This is a genomic window from Pseudomonas sp., from assembly GCF_051660785.1.
GTDB lineage: Bacteria > Pseudomonadota > Gammaproteobacteria > Pseudomonadales > Pseudomonadaceae > Aquipseudomonas.
Window position 1 is genome coordinate 46,903 of sequence record NZ_JBOFQE010000006.1, and the last position, 18,381, is coordinate 65,283.

Here is an 18,381-nt window from a genome sequence, read left to right on the forward strand (position 1 = left end):
TCGACTTGTTGGGGGCAGGCTTTAGGGGCATTCCCCGTCCATTGGTCCAATACGGAATTTTGTGGCAAAAACACCCACCTGTGGCGAGGGGGTTTACCCCCGTTGGAGTGCGAAGCGCTCCTCGCTTTTTTTCAGATAGAACCTCATCGTCAGTTTTACGACCGCTTCGCGGCCGAACGGGGGTAAACCCCCTCGCCACAGGGATTGCGCAAGCCTTAATGCTCTATTTCATGCCCAGACGCTTGGCCATCCGCCCGAGATTCGCCCGGTCCAGGCCTAGCTCGCGCGCCGCACTCGCCCAGTTATCGTGATGCCGTTCCAGGCAAGCGCTGATCAATTGTCGCTGATAATTTTCGGTGGCCTCACGCAAATCTCCCGCGACCAACACGGCGGGACTCGCCACCGGTTGCTCAATGGCGGCGATTTCAACACTGCCGTTGGGCAAATCCAGATCCGCCGCACTCAAACTCAGAATCTTCGGCCGTTCCTTGCAGTTCCCCAGCGCCTTCAACGCGCTGCGACCAATCAAATGCTCCAGCTCCCGCACATTCCCCGGCCAACCATACGCCAGCAATGCCGCCTGCGCGTCGCTGTTCAGGCGCAGGCTGTTAAGGCCCATCCGCGAGCGGTTCTGTTCCAGGAAATAACCGCTGAGCAGTAGCACATCCCGCCCGCGATCCCGCAGGGCCGGCACCAGCAGCGGGTAAACACTCAGGCGATGATAGAAGTCGGCGCGGTAGCGGCCGCTGCGCACTTCTTCGGCGAGGTCGCGGTTGGTCGCCGCGATCAGGCGCACGTCCACTTGGTGTTCTTTATCCGAACCCAGGCGCTGCAACTGACCGCTTTGCAGGACTCGCAACAACTTGGCTTGCACGGTCAGGGACAATTCGCCGACTTCATCGAGAAACAGCGTACCGCCATTGGCCAGTTCGAACTTGCCACGCCGATCATTCGTGGCGCCGGTAAAGGCGCCGCGCACATGGCCGAACAATTCGCTTTCCACCAGCGTGTCCGGCAGGGCGGCGCAGTTGAGGCTGATGATCGGTTTATCCGCCCGAGGCGAGGCCGCGTGAATCGCCTGCGCCACCAGCTCTTTGCCGACCCCGGTTTCGCCAGTGATCAGCACGGTCAGGTCGCTGCCGCCGACCAGGCTGATCTCTTCCACCAGGCGTTTATGCGCCTTGCTCTGGCCGATCATCTCGCGGTTCTGCTGGCCGCTGGCCTGACGGTAAACCTCAGCGCGCTGGTGTTCGTCTTCGGCGCGATTGGCCAGGCGTTCGATGCGCTCGGCGGCGTTGACGGTAGCCGCGGCGAGGCTGGCGAAGGCTTGCAGGGCGTCCAGTTCGATGGGTTCGAATTGTTCCGGGTCGAGGGCGTCGAGGGTCAGCAAACCCCATGGGCGCTCGTCTATAAACAGCGGGCAGCCCATGCAGTCGTGGACTTCCAGATGCTCATCAAGACCGTCGACCAGTCCATCGTAAGGGTCGGGCAAGTCGCTGTCGGCGGCGAACCGCGTCGGGCCTGGGCTGCTGAGCAACGCTTCGAAACGCGGGTGTTCGCTAACTTTGAAGCGCCGGCCCAGGGTGTCGGTGCTCAACCCGTCGACGGCCAGCGGCACCAGCCATTCGCCATCAAGGCGCAGCAGGGCAGCGGCATCGCAGGGGAGCAGCGCGCGCATGGCTTCGAGCAGGCGTCGATAACGCTCGCCCTCGGGCAGTTCGCGGGACAGGTCGGAGACCAGCGGCAATAGGGCGGTGAGCAAGGATTTTGCAGTCATAGTGACTCCGTGTAGTCGGTATGACTATAAGTCAGTCTGTGTCGATATGACTACTCTGTTTATAACTTGTTGATTTTAAACGTTTAAATAATTGGCATAGAAAGTGATACGTATAGGGCAATCAGTTAGCAACCCAAGTAGCCCAGGAGTCACTTTATGCTTAGCGTTCAAGACCGTGCCATCGTCAAATCCACCGTGCCGCTGTTGGAAAGCGGTGGCGAAGCGCTGATCACTCACTTCTACCGCATGATGCTCTCCGAATACCCGGAAGTCCGCCCGCTGTTCAACCAGGCTCACCAGGCCAGCGGTGATCAGCCACGCGCCCTGGCCAACGGTGTATTGATGTATGCACGCCACATCGACCAGCTCGATCAGTTGGGCGATCTCGTTGCCAAAATCATCAACAAACACGTGGCCCTGCAAATCCTGCCTGAACACTACCCGATTGTCGGCAGCTGCCTGCTGCGGGCGATCTCCGAAGTGCTGGGCGAAGAAATCGCCACCCCGGAAGTGATGAGCGCCTGGGGCGCGGCCTACGGTCAATTGGCCGATATCCTGATCGGTGCCGAAACCAGCATCTACGACCAAAAAGAACAGGCGCCCGGCGGATGGCGCGGGGCGCGGGAATTCATCGTCGCGGACAAGGTCGAGGAAAGCGCGGAAATCACCTCGTTCTACTTCGAACCTGCGGACAAAGGCGCGATTCTGGCGGCTGAGCCGGGCCAGTACATCGGCATGAAACTGATCCTCGATGGCGAAGAAATCCGCCGTAACTATTCCTTGTCGGCCTTGGCCAACAAAGGCCAGTACCGCATCAGCGTCAAGCGTGAAACCGGTGGCCGCGCCTCCAATCACTTGCACGATCAGCTGCATGTCGGCTCGAGCATTCAACTGTTCCCGCCATCGGGTGAGTTCACCCTCACCGCCAGCGACAAACCGCTGGTGCTGATCAGCGGTGGTGTCGGCATCACGCCGACGTTGGCGATGCTGGAAGCGGCGTTGGAAACCAAACGGCCGGTGCACTTTATCCACTGCGCGCGCAACGGCAGCGTTCACGCCTTCCGCGACTGGATCGATGGTTTGGCCGAGCGTCACCCGCAACTCAAGCGCTTCTATTGCTACGCCGAAGATGACGGCGTGAGCCCGGCAGCGCACAAGGTCGGGTTGTTGAGCCGGGAGCAGTTGGGCGAATGGTTGCCGGAGCAGCGTGATCTGGATGCTTACTTCCTGGGGCCGAAAGGATTCATGGCGGCGATCAAGCGTCACCTCAAGGCCTTGGGTGTGCCGGAGAAGCAAAGTCGTTACGAGTTCTTCGGGCCCGCTTCGGCACTGGAATAAGCTATGCGGCGGCTCGGGGGACCGAGTCGCCTTCATCGCGAGCAGGCTCGCTCCCAAACTTGACCGAGTTCTCTCAGGGAAATGCGGTCGAATGTGGGAGCGAGCCTGCTCGCGATTGGCCGCACCACGGCCTTCCTTCGTAAAAATCATTCAAAAGTTAATCCCTCCTTAACCGCTTTATCGTCTATTCCCCGATCACCACCGGAGCGCGCCGGGCTCTCAAAGGTTGGAGCCTGCGTGTAGACTTCCGGGCAATCGATTTTTAGAAGGGAAACGCGATGAGCGAGGAAACGATGCGGTTGGGACGTGAACGGCGCTATCTGGTGTTGCTGGGCATCATCTGTCTGGCGCTGATTGGCGGCGCGCTGTACATGCAGATCGCGCTGGGCGAAGCGCCGTGCCCGCTGTGCATCCTGCAACGCTATGCGCTGTTGCTGATTGCGCTGTTTGCCTTCATTGGCGCCGCGATGCGCACCCGCCGCAGCATCACGGTGTTCGAGACGCTGGTGGTCATTTGCGCCATCGCTGGCGTCGCGGTGGCCGGGCACCACGTCTACACCCAGTTCTACCCGGCGGTCAGCTGTGGCATTGATGTGCTGCAACCGATTGTCGATGGCCTGCCGCTGGCGAAGATCTTCCCGCTGGGCTTTCAGGTCGACGGTTTCTGCTCCACGCCGTACCCGCCGATCCTCGGCTTGTCGCTGGCACAGTGGGCGCTGGTGGCGTTCGTGCTGATCGTGGTGCTGGTGCCGTTGCTTACTTCACGTAACCGCAAAGCGCTGCGCTGAGGTCGTCCGTTACCGCACGATTGATGTCTGAAAAACGCCCCGGCCCTCATCATGAGGACCGGGGCGTTTTGCATTTCAGGGCCGGCGTAAAAAGTTCGTGATGTGTGGCAGCGAAGGGTGCGGCACGTGTGCGACATGTTGTCACAGCGAGGCTGTCGCAAGGCATTTCAAGCAGTCTGATTGGTGCACAGCCTGACACCGAAATTGGCCTGCTCAGGCGTCTGTCGAATGAAAAGCGATCGCGCGCAAGCAGGCAGTTTTAACAGGGGCTGGCGAATCGCCAGAGCCCTTGTCTCATAGGGGCTACGGCACCGTCGAAGTGTCTGCGCAAGCCCCGATAGCTGTCTGAACTGCGCGCGGTAGACCTACAAATTTTGGTGTTTTTGTTGAGAATTAATTTCGATAAGATGCCGCACTTTTGCAAAAACCGTGAATGATTGTTGCTGGAATGGATAAAAATTATTTCGGGATGAGACATGGTTTATGAATCGCTACATATCTACAATTGCCCGCACTGAATACCGGCACTGCTCCCCTTGAGCAGGAAACAGGGTGTCGAGGGGCTTGAACGCTTCGTGCGACTCCCAGGTGTCGGAGCCTTCCAACTATCCGCACCAAATGGAATTGGTCTGTAACAAGGCCTTTGACCACGAATTCGAATAAGAACTTACCGCTAGCCCAGGATTTGTCGAGCAGCGTCTGACGCGCGACGGGCAGCCCTTATTCAATCCAAGAAAAATGCCAACCCTTGGCAGGGTGAAGTGTTGGCGATCAAAACCCAACTGCATTGCGCAAGCTGCTTTAGAGGTCGTGAGATGAGTAAAAACAGGTACCCCAGACTACTAGGCTTATTGCCGCTGCTCGGCACGTTGCTGCTGTCAGGCTGCAACATGACCTTGCTCGATCCCAAGGGCCAGGTGGGCCTGGATGAGCGAAACCTGATCATCACCGCAACGCTGCTGATGCTTCTGGTCGTGGTACCGGTCATCGTCATGACCTTCCTGTTCGCCTGGAAATACCGCGCGTCCAACCAGGACGCCGTCTATACGCCGAAGTGGTCGCACTCCACCAAGATCGAAGTCGCGGTGTGGGCGATTCCGGTGCTGATCATCATTGCCCTGGGTTATGTCACCTACAAGTCGACCCACGCGCTGGATCCTTACAAGCCGCTGGAATCCGACGTCAAGCCAATCACCATTGAAGTGGTCGCGCTGGACTGGAAGTGGATGTTCATCTATCCGGAGCAAGGCATCGCCACCGTCAACAAGATCGTGTTCCCGGCGCACACGCCGATCAACTTCAAGGTGACTTCGGACTCCGTGATGAACTCGTTCTTCATCCCGGCCCTGGGCGGCCAGATCTACGCGATGGCCGGCATGCAGACCAAACTGCACCTGATCGCCAACCAGAACGCTGAAATGGACGGTATCTCCGCCAACTACAGCGGCGCTGGTTTCACCGGCATGAAATTCAAGGCTATCGCAACTTCCCAGGAAGATTTCGACGCCTGGGTAAGTGAAGTCAAAAAGGCACCTAAACAGCTTGAAGAAGCTGAATACGCAGCCCTTTCCAAGCCGAGCCAGAACAACCCAGTCGAGCTCTACTCCTCGGTCACTCCGAACCTGTTCCAGATCATCGTCGACAAGTACGAAGGCATGAAAGCGGGTCCGAAGGTCAAGCACGAGAAGAAAGAGAAAGAAGTGGCCGCTACGCAAGGAATGGACATGAACTCGCATTCAGCTGCCGGGGCAGAGGAGTAAACGATGTTTGGTAAATTAAGTTGGGAAGCGGTCCCGTTCCACGAACCGATCGTGATGATAACCATCGCCATGATCGCGCTCGGCGGTCTGGCGCTGTTCGCTGCAATCACTTATTTCAAGAAGTGGACCTACCTGTGGACCGAGTGGCTGACCTCGGTCGACCACAAGAAAATCGGCGTGATGTACATCATCGTCGCCATGGTCATGCTGCTGCGCGGTTTTGCCGACGCCATCATGATGCGTACCCAGCTGGCCATGGCCACCGAGGGTTCGCCTGGCTACCTGCCACCTGAACACTATGACCAGATCTTCACCGCTCACGGTGTGATCATGATCATCTTCATGGCGATGCCATTCTTCACCGGCCTGATGAACCTTGCAGTGCCGCTGCAGATCGGCGCGCGTGACGTTGCCTATCCGTTCCTGAACTCCCTGAGCTTCTGGCTGCTGGTATCGGGCGTAGTGCTGATCAACCTGTCCCTGGGCGTCGGCGAATTCGCCAAGACCGGCTGGGTTGCCTATCCGCCGCTGTCGGGCCTGCAATACAGCCCTGGCGTGGGGATGGATTACTACATCTGGGCGCTACAGTTATCGGGTCTGGGGACAACGCTGACGGGGGTCAACTTCCTGGCCACCGTGCTGAAAATGCGTACCCCTGGCATGAAGCTGATGGACATGCCGATCTTCACCTGGACCTGCACCTGGGCCAACGTCCTGATCGTGGCTTCGTTCCCGATCCTGACCGCTACCCTGGCACTGCTGACGCTTGACCGTTACATGGATTTCCACATTTTCACCAATGAACTTGGTGGCAATCCGATGATGTACGTCAACCTGTTCTGGGCCTGGGGTCACCCCGAGGTTTACATCCTGATTCTGCCGGCGTTCGGGATCTTCTCCGAAGTCATCTCGACCTTCACCGGCAAGCGTCTGTTCGGCCACCACTCGATGGTCTACGCATCGGGTGCGATCTCGATCCTGGGCTTCATGGTCTGGCTGCACCACTTCTTCACCATGGGTTCGGGTGCCAGCGTCAACGCCTTCTTCGGCCTGGCGACGATGCTGATTTCGATCCCGACGGGGGTGAAGCTATTCAACTGGCTGTTCACCATTTACCAGGGCCGTCTGCGTTTCACCAGCCAGGTTCTGTGGACCCTGGGCTTCATGGTGACCTTCGCCATCGGCGGCATGACCGGTGTACTGCTGGCCATCCCGGGTGCTGACTTCGTCCTGCACAACAGCCTGTTCGTGATCGCTCACTTCCACAACGTGATCATCGGCGGCGCGGTATTCGGCTACATCGCCGGCTTCGGCTTCTACTTCCCTAAAGCGTTCGGCTTCAAGCTGCACGAAGGTTGGGGCAAGGCTGCATTCTGGTTCTGGATCTCGGGCTTCTTCGTCGCGTTCATGCCGCTCTATGCACTGGGCTTCATGGGCATGACCCGTCGTCTGAACGCCACCACCAACCCTGAGTGGGTGCCGTACCTGTACGTCGCCATGTTCGGTGCGGTGATGATCGCTGTCGGTATCGCTTGCCAGCTGATCCAGCTCTACGTGAGCGTGCGTGATCGCAACAAGCCGGAAAACATGTGCGAACACGGCGACCCGTGGAATGCCCACACGCTGGAATGGTCGACCTCGTCGCCACCACCGTTCTACAACTTCGCTGTGCTGCCAAAAGCGGACACCATCGACCCGTTCACCGAAGCCAAGGAAAACGGTACCGCGTACCAGGCTCCGGCCAAGTACGAACCGATCCACATGCCAAACAACACCGCGACCGGTGTGGTCATGGGTGCTCTGTTGACCGTGTTCGGTTTCGCGATGATCTGGCACATCTGGTGGCTGGCCATCGTTGGCCTGGTTGGCACCGTGGTCTACTTCGTGATTCACGCTGCCCGTGATGACCAAGGCTATATGGTGCCGGTCGACGTGATCGAACGCATCGAAGCCGAGCAGCACAAGCGTCTGGTAGCGGCCGGGAAAGTCCCAGCCACCGCCACCCGTGTTGAAACCTCGTTGGAACAGGCTTAAACCATGTCGAACTTAGTGACCAATGCTGGACACACCCATGTCGATGGACATGGGCACGATGACCATCACCACGACTCGGGCGAGATGACCGTATTCGGTTTCTGGCTCTACCTGATGACCGACTGCATCCTGTTTGCGTCGATCTTCGCGGCTTACGCGGTACTGGTTAACAACGTAGCGGGTGGCCCGTCGGGCCACGACATCTTCGAGCTGCCATACGTACTGGGCGAAACCGCTCTGCTGCTGTTCAGCTCGATCACCTACGGCTTCGCCATGCTGGCGTTGTTCAAGGGCAAGAAGACTCAGGTGCTGGGCTGGCTGGCGATGACCTTCCTGTTCGGTGCCGGCTTCATCGGCATGGAGATCAACGAGTTCCACGTGTTGATCTCCGAGGGCTACGGCCCTAGCCGCAGCGGCTTCCTGTCCGGGTTCTTCACCCTGGTCGGCACCCACGGTCTGCACGTGACCAGCGGTCTGATCTGGATGGCGATCATGATGTACCAGGTGCAGAAAAACGGCCTGACGGCGACCAACAAGACCCGTCTGAGCTGCCTGAGTCTGTTCTGGCACTTCCTGGACGTGGTGTGGATCTGCGTATTCACCGTTGTTTATCTGATGGGGACTATGTAAATGGCTAACGCTCATTCCCACGATAGCCACGACGCCGGCCACGGCAGCGTCAAGTCTTACGCTATCGGTTTCATTCTGTCGGTGATCCTGACCGTCATTCCTTTCGGCCTGGTGATGTACCCGTCGCTGCCGAAGTCGCTGACGCTGTGGATCGTACTGGCTTTCGCCGTTATCCAGGTGCTGGTGCACCTGGTGTACTTCCTCCACCTGGACCGTTCGGCCGCGCAGCGTAACAACGTGATTGCGTTTGTTTTCGCCGCGATCGTGATTGTCCTGCTGGTTGGCCTGTCGCTGTGGATCATGTTCAGCATCCACACCAACATGATGGCGAAGTGAGGTAAGTCCGAATGTCCTTGAAGCACTTTATCCAAATCACCAAACCGGGGATCATTTTCGGTAACGTGCTTTCAGTGGCAGGCGGATTTTTCCTGGCCTCGAAAGGGCATGTCGATCTGGCCATTTTCCTGGCCGCCATGATCGGCACGTCCCTGGTAGTGGCTTCCGGTTGCGTGTTCAACAACTGCATCGACCGCGACATCGACCTGAAGATGGAACGCACCAAGAATCGGGTGCTGGTCCAGGGCTTGATCTCCCTGAAACTGGCGCTGATTTTCGCGACCGTCCTCGGTGTGGCCGGCGTTGCATTGTTGTACAAGGTGGCTAACCCGTTGGCCGCGCTGTTCGCGGTGATCGGTTTTGTCATCTACGTCGGCTTCTACAGCCTGTACCTCAAGCGCAAGTCGGTTCACGGCACGCTGGTGGGCAGTCTGTCGGGCGCGATGCCGCCGGTGATCGGTTATGTGGCTGTGACCAACAGCTTCGACATGGCCGCATTAACGCTGCTGGTGATGTTCAGCCTGTGGCAGATGCCGCATTCCTACGCCATCGCGATCTTCCGCTTCAACGATTACCTGGCCGCATCGATTCCGGTGTTGCCGGTGAAGCGCGGGATTCAAGTGGCCAAGAAGCACATCCTGATCTACATCCTGGCCTTCCTCGTGGCGACCTTGATGCTGACCTTCAGCGGCTACGCCGGCATGAGCTACCTCGCCGTCGCCGCAGCCATGGGCATGTACTGGTTGTACATGGCCTGGACCGGTTACAAGGCAGTGGATGACACGGTCTGGGCACGCAAGCTGTTCGTGTTCTCGATCTTCACCATTACCGCGTTGAGCGTGATGATGTCCCTGGACTTCAAAGTGCCGAGCGAGTTGTTGCTGACGTACGCGCCTTAAGCGTCGGATGCTGTAAAGAAAAGCCCTGCCCTTCGAGAGAAGAGGCGGGGCTTTTTGTTGGGCTTTGTTTTGGACCGTGTTGCCCCAATCGCGAGCAGGCTCGCTCCCACATTGGATCGGGACTGCCCCCAGTTTTATGATCGACGCCGAACCCCTGTGGGAGCGAGCCTGCTCGCGATGGCCGCACCGCGGTACGTCTGGAAACTCAGCGATCGAGCAGCCGGAAGAACCGCTCACGCACCTGCGCGCTATCGCTGTGCGCGACGTTGAAACGCAGGAAGCTGCTGGCATCGGCGGCTTTGCTCAACAGAGTGCCAGGCGCCAGGACGATGTCGTTTTCAAGGCCTTTGCTGGCCAGCATTTCGGCATGCAATCCTTCGGGCAATCGTGTCCAGATGAACAGCCCTTCACCCGGTATCGATGACACCGAACACCCTGCTTCGACCAGCCATTTTGTGACGCGACTGCTCGACTCATACAGGCGATCAACGGTGCGGCGGGTGTGTTTGGCGTAGCTGCCGTTGCTCAGCATGGTGCAGGTGATCTGCTCCGCCAGTTCTGACGTAACGCCGCCGCAAGCCATCTTCAAGTTGATCAGCCGTGCGGCCAGTTGCGGCGATAACGCGGTATAGCTGACGCGGCTGTTGGCGGTCATGGTTTTGGAGAAACCGGACACGTAGCTGACATTGTCCAGACCGCTCGCGGCCAGGCGCGGGGTGCGCCTTTGCTGGATGTCTCCATACAAATCATCTTCGACGATGTGCACGCCGTAACGGTGGCTCAGCTCCAGCAGGCGATAAACCTGGGCTGCGGAGAACGAGTGGCCGGTCGGGTTGTGCAGCGTGCTGTTGGTCATGTACAGCACGGGGCGATGCGCGATCAGCAATTGCTCGAAGGCTTCCAGATTCAGACCGTCGCAATCACGAGCAATGGTGATGACTTTGGCGCCGTGCAACGCCAGATTGGTGTGCATGTTGAAGTAACACGGATCGTCGAGCAGTACGGTGTCGCCGGGTTTTATCAACAGGCGCATCAGCAGGTCGATGGCCTGTACGGTGTTGGCGGTGGTGATGATCTGCTCGACTGGCACCTCGATGCCGACGGTCGACAGCTTGACGCGCAATGCCTCGCGCAGCGGCAGGTACCCACCGACTTCACCGTATTCGCCCATGCGCAGCGCGGTCGCACGCAGGGTCCCGCGCACCGCTTTGAGCAGTTCGTCGGCGGGCAACCACGAGGCCGGCAGAAACCCGCAGCCGGGGCGCAGCGCGCCGTTGTTCAACAACATTGCGCGACGGACCCGGCTGAGCGTGTCTTGGGGTTGCAGGCTCGGGCCAGCCGCAACGTGGGGCTGAGTGCTCGGGCGGTGAATGTAATGCCCCGAGCCTTGGCGTGAGACCACCAGGCCTTTGGCTCGCAAGCGGTCGAGGGCGTCGACGACCGTGGATTTACCCACGTTCATCAACTCGGAAAGTTCGCGAATCGGTGGCAACTTGGCTCCATGCGGCAAGCCACCCTGGCTGATTGCCACAGACAGCTGATCGACGATCTGCTGCACCAGCGGCATTCCTGGCTGGAACTCGATGGCGGCGATGACGGCGCGCTGCATTTTACTGGTCTCCCTGGCAGTAAAGTTCGCTGGATTCTATACGAACTTGCTCTGATCAAGGCAAGCGTCTGTCTCTACCATCAACTGCGCGTTTGCATGATTGATCAAGAGGGTTCAGCTAATGAGTAATCAAATGAGTCGCGACGAACGCTTCCTCGCGATGGCAAAAGAACTCGGCTTTGATATCTACGACGAGAACTCTGCCGGCGGCCATTACGCGCCGCTGATCCGGCACGATGATGAGCTGTATGTCAGCGGGCTGGTGCCACGAATGAACGGCAAAATCCAGTACCCCGGCCGGGTGGGACTGGAACTCAACCTGGCCGATGCTCAAGAGGCGGCTGGCATTAGCGCGATACGCGGGCTTGCGTTGATCCGAGAGGCCATCGGGTCGCTGGATAACCTCAAGGCACTGCTGCGAATCTCGGTCTATGTGAAATCGACGTTCGACTTTGTGGACCTCAGCGACGTGGCCAACGGCGCGTCTGACGTCTTCACGCATGTGTTGGGTGACGCCGGAAAACATACCCGAACAACCGTCGGTGTTTATCAGCTGCCGAAAAACGCGCCGATCGAAGTGGATATGATCGCGGCGCTGCATCCGTCGGCGCAGTAAACCTTTCGGACAGTAAAAAGCCCCACTTAAGGGGCTTGATGCTGTTCACTCAAGGGCGAGCACTTGCATTGTGGCGAGGGGATTTATCCCCGTTGGGTCGCGAAGCGGCCCCCGCGGCCTTTCAGACAGACCGAGTTTCCGGGTTTACGACTGCTTCGCAGCCGAACGGGGATGAATCCCCTCGCCACAGGTTTTATGCTCGGCTGAATATTGTCTTTATTGAACAGCATTGCCCTTCAGAGTCGGGGCTTTCAGGTCGATCGTGTTACTGCGCGGCGATGCTGTAGCCGTCGAACGCGGTTTGTTGCTGAAGCGCGGTGATGATGTTCTTGCGGTTGACCGCTTGCTCGGTCCCGGTGTTGTCCAGGAACGTCTCGTTTTCAATCGCCGCGTCCTCACCTTCGCCGACGAACGTGAAGCCGAGGAACTCCAGCGCTTTGCGATCAACGTTCAGGCTCGAACGTGGCGTGCGCAGCGGCAGCGTGACGCTTATGCCGTCCTTGCTGATGGTGAACACTTCGAGGTCTTTCTTGGCGCGGGCTGCTTTGCTCTTGCCGCTGCTCGGGTTGCTGATGGCCTGGTGAGTCTGGTTCAACACCTTCAATGCCAGGCCATAGACGATCTCCTGAAACGCCGGGTCGTCCTTGAAGCTGGAGAGGATCCGGCTGATCGGGAACTTGCTGCTCAGGTCTTCCAATGCGGCGATGTCGGACGCCTCGGCGTCTTTCAGCTGTTTGAGCTCGCCCATCAGTTCATAGGCTTTATCGTCGTCGAAGCTGTCGTGAGCCTGGCGAATCGCGACGCGCAGTTCGCGGATCTGATCGCTTTCCCGAGTGGATTGAAAAGCGTCCAGGACCATCTCGCTGATGGTCTTGGCCTGAGGCACATGCTGTGAAAGATTGATGGAGTTTTCGTATTCCGCTTTGGACGACAAGGTGACTACGGATTCAGCGGTGTTGGAATCGGACATTGAAATTTCACTACTTCTTTTAACTTGGGTTTAGGCGAGAAAGCACGGGGCCTTTTCAGGCCGCCTAATCTATTGGACCTGACCTGAGTTGTCACGGATGAACAGGTGGTTGGTCATCATTTTTGCCGTGGAGGTGTCATTCGCTGAAGCTCCAGCGCATTGGCCGTTGCCGCGCCACTGGCGGTATTGTCGAAGATGCACCAGGTGGGAGTGCCGTCGGTGTGGGGTTGTAGCTTTTGAGCCAGCTCTTCAAGCCAAGGCGTCTCGTAGCTTGAGTAGTAGATTCGTGGCGAGCCGTGCAATCGGTAGTAGCGGATACCCGGCCAGGCTGCGGGCATATCACCATCGGGCAGTGGCGAAGGATCGGCTGCCACTTGACCGATTCGATGCTCAATCAGCAGCGCTTGCGCCTCAGGTGTTTGCCAGCTGACATGCCTGGGTTCAAACACTGCAAAACCTCTGTAATGCGAACGGAATGTGTTGAAGAAGGCTTCGGCAGTTTTGGCCTCGAAGGATAAAGAGGGCGGGAGCTGGATCAGCAGGCACCCAAGCTTCTGTCCCAGGTGGGAGCATTGCTCGATAAAGTCTTCGATCAACTTCGCACAATCCAGCAATCGAGCTTCGTGAGTGATCTGCTTCGGGACTTTGACGGAAAACCGAAAGCCCTCCGGCACGCTTTCTGCCCAACGGGCATAAGTCGCAGGGCGGTGTGGCCGATAGAAAGAGCTGTTGATTTCCACGCAGGTAAATGGTGCCGCATACCGTTGCAGGTGAGTGCCTTCGGTGGGGAATGCTTGCCACTGTTCTCGGGGCAGGCTCCATCCAGCGCAGCCGATATAGAGGGGCGTCGTGGCAGTCATCAGCGTTTTTTCGCCTCGGCATCAGGTTCAAAGCTGTGACCACACAAATCGGGCTATTTCCCCATCGAATTCAGGTTCATCGAGCGAACAGCCCATTGTTCTGCCGTTTGTTCATCCGCCGGCAAGGAAAAGCGGAAAGTCGCACCGCGTCCCGGAACGTCGATCAACTGGATCTCGCGGCCGTGCAACTGCAGGATCCGATGCACGATTCGCAGCCCCAGCCCGCCATCGCGTCGGGCACCGCCAATGTTGAACGGGCGCAGGAACAAACCTTCGCGCAATTGGGGAGCGATGCCGGGACCGGTGTCGCTGACAGTGACTTCGATAAAAGACCCTTGAGGGCGCAGGCTCAGTTCGATTTCTCCACCCTGAGGAGTATTGCGCAGGGCGTTGTCGAACAGGTTGGTCAGCACACGCTCGATCAGCCCCAGGTCAGCACAGGCGGCCGAAACGTTCGGCGCGAAGGTGGCCTTGAGTTCAATCTGCCGTGCTTCGGCGGTGAGTTCGAATTTCTGGAAGATGTCCTGCACCAGATCGGTCAGGGAGAAGCGCTCCAGCACCGGTTGCACGAAACCGTGTTCCAGCCGCACCAGTTCGAGCAGTGATTGCGCCAGGCCGCCCACCTTGCGGCTTTGATCCAGGGCGATGCCCAGATAGCGACGGCGGTCGGCGGGGGACAGCGTGGCGTCTTTGAGCGACAGGGTTTCCAGATAGCCGTGCAGCGAGGCCAGCGGTGTACGCAGGTCGTGGGATATGTTTGCCACCAATTCGCGGCGTTCCTGATCCTGCCGGGTCAGCGAGCGCCATTGTTCGCTGAGGCGGGTTTGCATTTGGCGGAAGGCGGCGTCGAGGACGGCTATTTCATCGTGGTTCGATGCTTTTTCTACCGGGTCCGATGCGGGCGGTGTGGAGGGAACGCCGTCGATATCGAACTGACTGACTCGTTCGGTCAATCGACGCAACGGCCGGGTGATCAGGGCAAATGCTGCGAGACCAGCGATCAGGCACAACAACGCCACCAGACCGATGGACAGCAGCGCGGTGTTGAGCGCGGCGCTGGTAGCACCGCGCTCAGCGAAGCGGTCGTGTTCTTCGCTGAGCAACACCACATAGAGGTAACCCTCCTGTTTGCCGTTGACCTGCAACGGCGCGGCGCTGAACACCTTGCGGCCATCGGGGCTGCGCGGATCGTCGCCGAGGATCGGCAGCGCGTCGCCTTTGAGCAAACGCTGGATCGGTGCCAGATCGATCCGCTCCCGGCGTATCCGGCCTTCAGGGGCGGCGCTGCCGACAATCTGGCCCTCGGTGTTTAGCAGATAGACCTCGACACTGGGATTGACCAGCATGAGTTTGCTGAACAGTTCGCGCACGGCGTTCGGCATCAGGCCGTTGGTGTCCATCAAAACGGTGTCGCGGGCGATGTGCTGGGCCAGATCGCGCGACAGTCCTTGCACCACTTCCAGTTCGTGCATCTTGTTGGAGCGCACTTGCATCCAGACCGACGTGCCACAGCACACCAGCAGCAGAACGGCGAACACCAGGGACAGACGCTGTGTCAGGGTCAGCCTCATGGCTGCTCCTCCCTGGCCGCGAATTTATAGCCGCGACCCCACACCGTGAGGATGCGCGCGGGCTGGGCCGGGTCGGCCTCGATCTTGGCCCGCAGGCGGTTGATATGGGTGTTGACCGTGTGTTCGTAGCCTTCGTGGCTATAGCCCCAGACCGCGTTGAGCAGGTCCATCCGCGAGAACACTTTGCCAGGCTGGCGGACGAAGAAATACAGCAGGTCGAACTCCCGCGGCGTCAGGTCCAGGCGGCGACCGTCGAGCGAGACGTCGCGGGTGATCGGGTCGATGGACAGGCCGTCGATGGTCAGGCTTCCGGCATCCATTTTCAGGTTGCGCGCCATGGCATCGACGCGTCGCAGCAGGGCTTTAACCCTGGCGACCAGTTCAAGCATGGAAAAAGGCTTGGCCAGGTAATCGTCGGCACCCAGTTCCAGCCCCAGGATCCGGTGCATCTCGCTGGAGCGGGCGCTGGTGATGATGATCGGTGTGTAGCGGGCCATTGCCCGTGCCCGACGGCAGATTTCCAGGCCGTCGACACCGGGCAGCATCAGGTCGAGGATCAGTGCGTCCCAGCTTCCTTGCTGCAGCAGTCGCATGCCTTCATCACCGTCGGCGCAGTGCACCACCTCGAACTGCTCATCGCGTAGATGCAGGCAGATAAGGTCGGCGATGTGCAGGTCGTCCTCGACCACCAGGACGCGTTTGGTCTGTTCCATAAAGCTCAATCCTTTGTAGCGCAATGGGCACATTGTGCGGGTTTTCCTCGGGGCGAGTTATCACGAATTGTTTAACTGCCCGTGAGGATTTGGCGATCAACCCAAGCCTAGGCTGTGTTCCCTATCAGGCACCTGGAATTTGGAGAAGGCCATGTTTTCACGGCGACAGTTTCTTGCAGCGAGCGGCGGGCTGGGCGCTGCAGCCCTGGTGATCGGTGTGTTGCCAAAATTTGCCGCTCGCACTGCGCTGGTCAGCGACGCCAGTGCTTCGGAGGTGTTCGAGGTCACTCACAGCGACAGCGAATGGCGCGCCATGCTCAGCGCCGAGCAATACGAAATCCTGCGGGAAGAGGGCACCGAGCGGGCTTACAGCAGCCCGCTGAACAATGAGCATCGCGAGGGGATTTTCGCCTGTGCCGGTTGTGACTTGCCGCTGTTCTCTTCTGACACCAAGTTCGATAGCCGCACCGGTTGGCCCAGCTTCTGGGCGCCACTGGACAAGGCGGTGGCGACTCGCCAGGACCGATCCTTCGGCGTGCTGCGCGAAGAAGTCCATTGCCGACGCTGTGGTGGTCATCTGGGCCATGTCTTCGACGACGGGCCCAAGCCCACCGGCCTGCGTTACTGCATGAACGGTCTGGCGATGACCTTCGAGCCCCAGGCGGCGTGACCCATGGGCACTTCCTTTCACTCATTCAATGCAGGTCGATGCTATGTGGCTTCTGGTTCTCGCTTATCTCGGTGGTGTGCTGACGATTGTCAGCCCGTGCATTCTGCCGGTATTGCCCTTTGTCTTCGCTCGCACCGGGCAGCCGTTTATGAAAAGTGGCTTGCCACTGCTGGCGGGGATGGCGCTGACCTTCGCGCTCGTCGCCTCGTTGGCGGCGGTGGGCGGCGGCTGGGTGGTGCAAGTCAATCAGTACGGGCGCTGGCTCGCGTTGCTGTTCGTGGCACTGTTCGGGCTGACGCTGCTGCTGCCTCGACTGGCCGAGCGCCTGACGCGTCCACTGGTGGCGGCCGGCAGCCGACTGTCGGAAGCCGCGGGCGCCGATGCGCGTCCGCGGCCCGGCGCTTCGTTCCTGATCGGCGTTGCCACGGGCCTGCTTTGGGCACCGTGCGCCGGGCCGATTCTGGGCCTGTTGCTGACCGGCGCGGCGCTGCAAGGGGCAAGCATCGCCACCACCTTGCTGTTGCTGGCCTACGCCGCGGGTGCAGCAACATCCCTCGCCGTGGCGTTGTTGCTGGGCGGTAAAGTTTTTGCGGCGATGAAGCGCTCGATCGGTGCCGGTGAATGGCTGCGTCGAGGTTTGGGCGCGGCGATGTTGGCTGGTGTAGCGGCGATTGCCCTTGGGCTGGACACCGGGATTCTGGCGCGGGTTTCGACAGCTTCCACTGGCGGCATCGAGCAAGCGTTGGTGGGGCGGTTGGCCGGTAAGTCACCGAGCAGCAGCGGGGCGATGATGGCCGCCGGCGGTGCGATGAAAATGTCGGCGAAAGCGCCGGGGGCATTGCCGATTGAAGGCAACCTCCCGCCGCTGGACGGCGCCGTTCAGTGGCTCAACTCACCCCCTCTGACTGCGCAGGCGTTGAAGGGCAAAGTCGTGCTCGTGGATTTCTGGACTTACTCGTGCATCAACTGCCTGCGCACCTTGCCGTATGTCAAAGCCTGGGCCGAGAAGTACCGCGATCAGGGCCTGGTGGTGATCGGTGTGCATGCGCCTGAATTCGCCTTCGAGCGTGATGTGGGCAACGTCACCAAAGCCATGAAAGATCTGGGCATCAACTATCCGGTGGCGATCGACAACGACTACAAGATCTGGCGGGCATTCAACAACGAATACTGGCCGGCGCATTATTTTGCCGACGCGCAGGGACGCATTCGTTATCACCATTTTGGTGAAGGCAAGTATGCGGAATCTGAGCGCGTGATCCAGCAGTTGCTGCGTGAAGCGGGCGCCTCAACAGTCGCCGACGGGCTGATCAAATCCGACGCCACCGGGGTTCAACTGGCCCCTGACATGAATGAAGTCCAGTCGCCGGAAACCTACGTGGGCTATCAGCGTGCGGAGCACTTCGTGCCTGAAACTAGCCTGGTGCCAGACAAGGTGTCCACTTACAGCACTCCAGCGCAATTGGCACTCAACGATTGGGGCCTGGACGGCCAATGGCACGTCGGCTCTGAGCGCGCGACCTCAACTGCGCCGGCCAGCCGCATCGTCTATCGCTTCCACGCTCGCGATTTGCACCTGGTGCTCGGTCCGGGCGCGGACGGCAAACCGGTGCGCTTCAAAGTGCTGATAGACGGAAAGCCCCCCGGAGATGCTCACGGTACTGACGTGGCACCCGATGGCAGCGGCAGTGTTACCGAGCAACGGCTGTATCAATTGGTGCGCCAGAACAGCGGTGTGACGGACCGGACTTTCAGCATCGAATTTCTTGATCCGGGTGTGTCGGCGTATGCCTTTACGTTCGGTTGATAG

Annotated in this window: 16 protein-coding genes; 10 read left to right on the plus strand and 6 right to left on the minus strand. The window is 59.2% G+C overall.

Annotated elements, in window-relative coordinates; all coding sequences use genetic code 11:
• Window positions 1–223 precede the first annotated feature (223 nt).
• Window positions 224–1,777 carry a nitric oxide reductase transcriptional regulator NorR gene (norR, locus tag ACRC4F_RS01570; RefSeq protein WP_438657777.1) on the minus strand — a complete coding sequence of 518 codons (1,554 nt, stop codon included), beginning with the start codon at window positions 1,775–1,777 and terminating at the stop codon, window positions 224–226.
• Window positions 1,778–1,933: 156 nt separating this feature from the next.
• On the opposite strand from norR, the gene hmpA reads away from it, so the two are divergent.
• The 7 genes from hmpA (at window position 1,934) to cyoE (ending at window position 9,562) form a co-directional block, all read left to right on the plus strand.
• On the plus strand, window positions 1,934–3,115 hold the full coding sequence (gene hmpA, locus ACRC4F_RS01575) for an NO-inducible flavohemoprotein (protein WP_438657778.1): 1,182 nt from the start codon (window positions 1,934–1,936) through the stop codon (window positions 3,113–3,115).
• 278 nt (window positions 3,116–3,393) lie between these two features.
• Window positions 3,394–3,903, plus strand: a complete 510-nt coding sequence (locus ACRC4F_RS01580) for a disulfide bond formation protein B (protein ID WP_438657779.1) — start codon at window positions 3,394–3,396, stop codon at window positions 3,901–3,903.
• A gap of 815 nt (window positions 3,904–4,718) precedes the next feature.
• A complete protein-coding gene (gene cyoA / locus ACRC4F_RS01585) occupies window positions 4,719–5,663 on the plus strand; it encodes a ubiquinol oxidase subunit II (protein WP_438657780.1) in 945 nt (314 codons plus the stop codon).
• A gap of 3 nt (window positions 5,664–5,666) precedes the next feature.
• Window positions 5,667–7,697 (plus strand): cytochrome o ubiquinol oxidase subunit I, encoded by a 2,031-nt coding sequence (cyoB, locus tag ACRC4F_RS01590; RefSeq protein WP_438657781.1) that lies wholly within the window; start codon window positions 5,667–5,669, stop codon window positions 7,695–7,697.
• 3 nt (window positions 7,698–7,700) lie between these two features.
• Window positions 7,701–8,327 (plus strand): cytochrome o ubiquinol oxidase subunit III, encoded by a 627-nt coding sequence (locus ACRC4F_RS01595; protein WP_438657782.1) that lies wholly within the window; start codon window positions 7,701–7,703, stop codon window positions 8,325–8,327.
• Window positions 8,328–8,663 (plus strand): cytochrome o ubiquinol oxidase subunit IV, encoded by a 336-nt coding sequence (cyoD, locus tag ACRC4F_RS01600; protein ID WP_084320724.1) that lies wholly within the window; start codon window positions 8,328–8,330, stop codon window positions 8,661–8,663.
• 11 nt (window positions 8,664–8,674) lie between these two features.
• Window positions 8,675–9,562: a heme o synthase gene (cyoE, locus tag ACRC4F_RS01605; protein ID WP_438657783.1), complete on the plus strand. Its 888-nt coding sequence runs from the start codon at window positions 8,675–8,677 to the stop codon at window positions 9,560–9,562.
• A gap of 205 nt (window positions 9,563–9,767) precedes the next feature.
• Here the strand turns inward: cyoE and ACRC4F_RS01610 are convergent, their stop codons facing one another.
• Entirely contained in the window at window positions 9,768–11,171 is a 1,404-nt protein-coding gene (locus ACRC4F_RS01610; protein ID WP_438657784.1) for a PLP-dependent aminotransferase family protein, read from the minus strand.
• Between the two features lie 133 nt (window positions 11,172–11,304).
• Here ACRC4F_RS01610 and ACRC4F_RS01615 point away from each other — a divergent pair, with 133 nt between their 5' ends.
• Window positions 11,305–11,787, plus strand: a complete 483-nt coding sequence (locus ACRC4F_RS01615; protein WP_438657785.1) for a RidA family protein — start codon at window positions 11,305–11,307, stop codon at window positions 11,785–11,787.
• A gap of 265 nt (window positions 11,788–12,052) precedes the next feature.
• Here the strand turns inward: ACRC4F_RS01615 and ACRC4F_RS01620 are convergent, their stop codons facing one another.
• The 4 genes from ACRC4F_RS01620 to ACRC4F_RS01635 form a co-directional block, all read right to left on the minus strand.
• Window positions 12,053–12,757, minus strand: coding sequence for a hypothetical protein (locus tag ACRC4F_RS01620; RefSeq protein ID WP_438657786.1), 705 nt, complete (start codon window positions 12,755–12,757; stop codon window positions 12,053–12,055).
• A gap of 116 nt (window positions 12,758–12,873) precedes the next feature.
• Window positions 12,874–13,617 carry a DUF72 domain-containing protein gene (locus tag ACRC4F_RS01625; RefSeq protein ID WP_438657787.1) on the minus strand — a complete coding sequence of 248 codons (744 nt, stop codon included), beginning with the start codon at window positions 13,615–13,617 and terminating at the stop codon, window positions 12,874–12,876.
• A gap of 53 nt (window positions 13,618–13,670) precedes the next feature.
• On the minus strand, window positions 13,671–15,188 hold the full coding sequence (locus ACRC4F_RS01630) for a sensor histidine kinase (protein WP_438657788.1): 1,518 nt from the start codon (window positions 15,186–15,188) through the stop codon (window positions 13,671–13,673).
• Window positions 15,185–15,901, minus strand: coding sequence for a response regulator transcription factor (locus ACRC4F_RS01635; protein ID WP_438657789.1), 717 nt, complete (start codon window positions 15,899–15,901; stop codon window positions 15,185–15,187). The genes ACRC4F_RS01630 and ACRC4F_RS01635 overlap by 4 nt, the downstream gene beginning before the upstream one ends.
• Before the next feature lie 151 nt (window positions 15,902–16,052).
• Here ACRC4F_RS01635 and msrB point away from each other — a divergent pair, with 151 nt between their 5' ends.
• Both msrB and ACRC4F_RS01645 read left to right on the plus strand, forming a co-directional pair.
• Window positions 16,053–16,571 (plus strand): peptide-methionine (R)-S-oxide reductase MsrB, encoded by a 519-nt coding sequence (gene msrB / locus ACRC4F_RS01640; protein ID WP_438657790.1) that lies wholly within the window; start codon window positions 16,053–16,055, stop codon window positions 16,569–16,571.
• Between the two features lie 43 nt (window positions 16,572–16,614).
• The gene (locus ACRC4F_RS01645) at window positions 16,615–18,378 is read left to right on the plus strand and encodes a cytochrome c biogenesis protein DipZ (protein WP_438657791.1); all 1,764 of its coding nucleotides are present in this window, start codon (window positions 16,615–16,617) and stop codon (window positions 18,376–18,378) included.
• Window positions 18,379–18,381 lie beyond the last annotated feature (3 nt).

What these genes read in the sequence shown, in the direction of transcription:
- msrB (WP_438657790.1), top strand. Translation starts at nt 16,053, where the DNA reads ATGTTTTCACGGCGACAGTTTCTTGCAGCGAGCGGCGGGCTGGGCGCT.
- norR (WP_438657777.1), bottom strand. Translation starts at nt 1,777, where the DNA reads ATGACTGCAAAATCCTTGCTCACCGCCCTATTGCCGCTGGTCTCCGAC.
- ACRC4F_RS01580 (WP_438657779.1), top strand. Translation starts at nt 3,394, where the DNA reads ATGAGCGAGGAAACGATGCGGTTGGGACGTGAACGGCGCTATCTGGTG.
- cyoE (WP_438657783.1), top strand. Translation starts at nt 8,675, where the DNA reads ATGTCCTTGAAGCACTTTATCCAAATCACCAAACCGGGGATCATTTTC.
- ACRC4F_RS01615 (WP_438657785.1), top strand. Translation starts at nt 11,305, where the DNA reads ATGAGTCGCGACGAACGCTTCCTCGCGATGGCAAAAGAACTCGGCTTT.
- cyoA (WP_438657780.1), top strand. Translation starts at nt 4,719, where the DNA reads ATGAGTAAAAACAGGTACCCCAGACTACTAGGCTTATTGCCGCTGCTC.
- cyoB (WP_438657781.1), top strand. Translation starts at nt 5,667, where the DNA reads ATGTTTGGTAAATTAAGTTGGGAAGCGGTCCCGTTCCACGAACCGATC.
- hmpA (WP_438657778.1), top strand. Translation starts at nt 1,934, where the DNA reads ATGCTTAGCGTTCAAGACCGTGCCATCGTCAAATCCACCGTGCCGCTG.
- ACRC4F_RS01595 (WP_438657782.1), top strand. Translation starts at nt 7,701, where the DNA reads ATGTCGAACTTAGTGACCAATGCTGGACACACCCATGTCGATGGACAT.
- ACRC4F_RS01625 (WP_438657787.1), bottom strand. Translation starts at nt 13,617, where the DNA reads ATGACTGCCACGACGCCCCTCTATATCGGCTGCGCTGGATGGAGCCTG.
- ACRC4F_RS01630 (WP_438657788.1), bottom strand. Translation starts at nt 15,188, where the DNA reads ATGAGGCTGACCCTGACACAGCGTCTGTCCCTGGTGTTCGCCGTTCTG.
- ACRC4F_RS01645 (WP_438657791.1), top strand. Translation starts at nt 16,615, where the DNA reads ATGTGGCTTCTGGTTCTCGCTTATCTCGGTGGTGTGCTGACGATTGTC.
- cyoD (WP_084320724.1), top strand. Translation starts at nt 8,328, where the DNA reads ATGGCTAACGCTCATTCCCACGATAGCCACGACGCCGGCCACGGCAGC.
- ACRC4F_RS01610 (WP_438657784.1), bottom strand. Translation starts at nt 11,171, where the DNA reads ATGCAGCGCGCCGTCATCGCCGCCATCGAGTTCCAGCCAGGAATGCCG.
- ACRC4F_RS01635 (WP_438657789.1), bottom strand. Translation starts at nt 15,901, where the DNA reads ATGGAACAGACCAAACGCGTCCTGGTGGTCGAGGACGACCTGCACATC.
- ACRC4F_RS01620 (WP_438657786.1), bottom strand. Translation starts at nt 12,757, where the DNA reads ATGTCCGATTCCAACACCGCTGAATCCGTAGTCACCTTGTCGTCCAAA.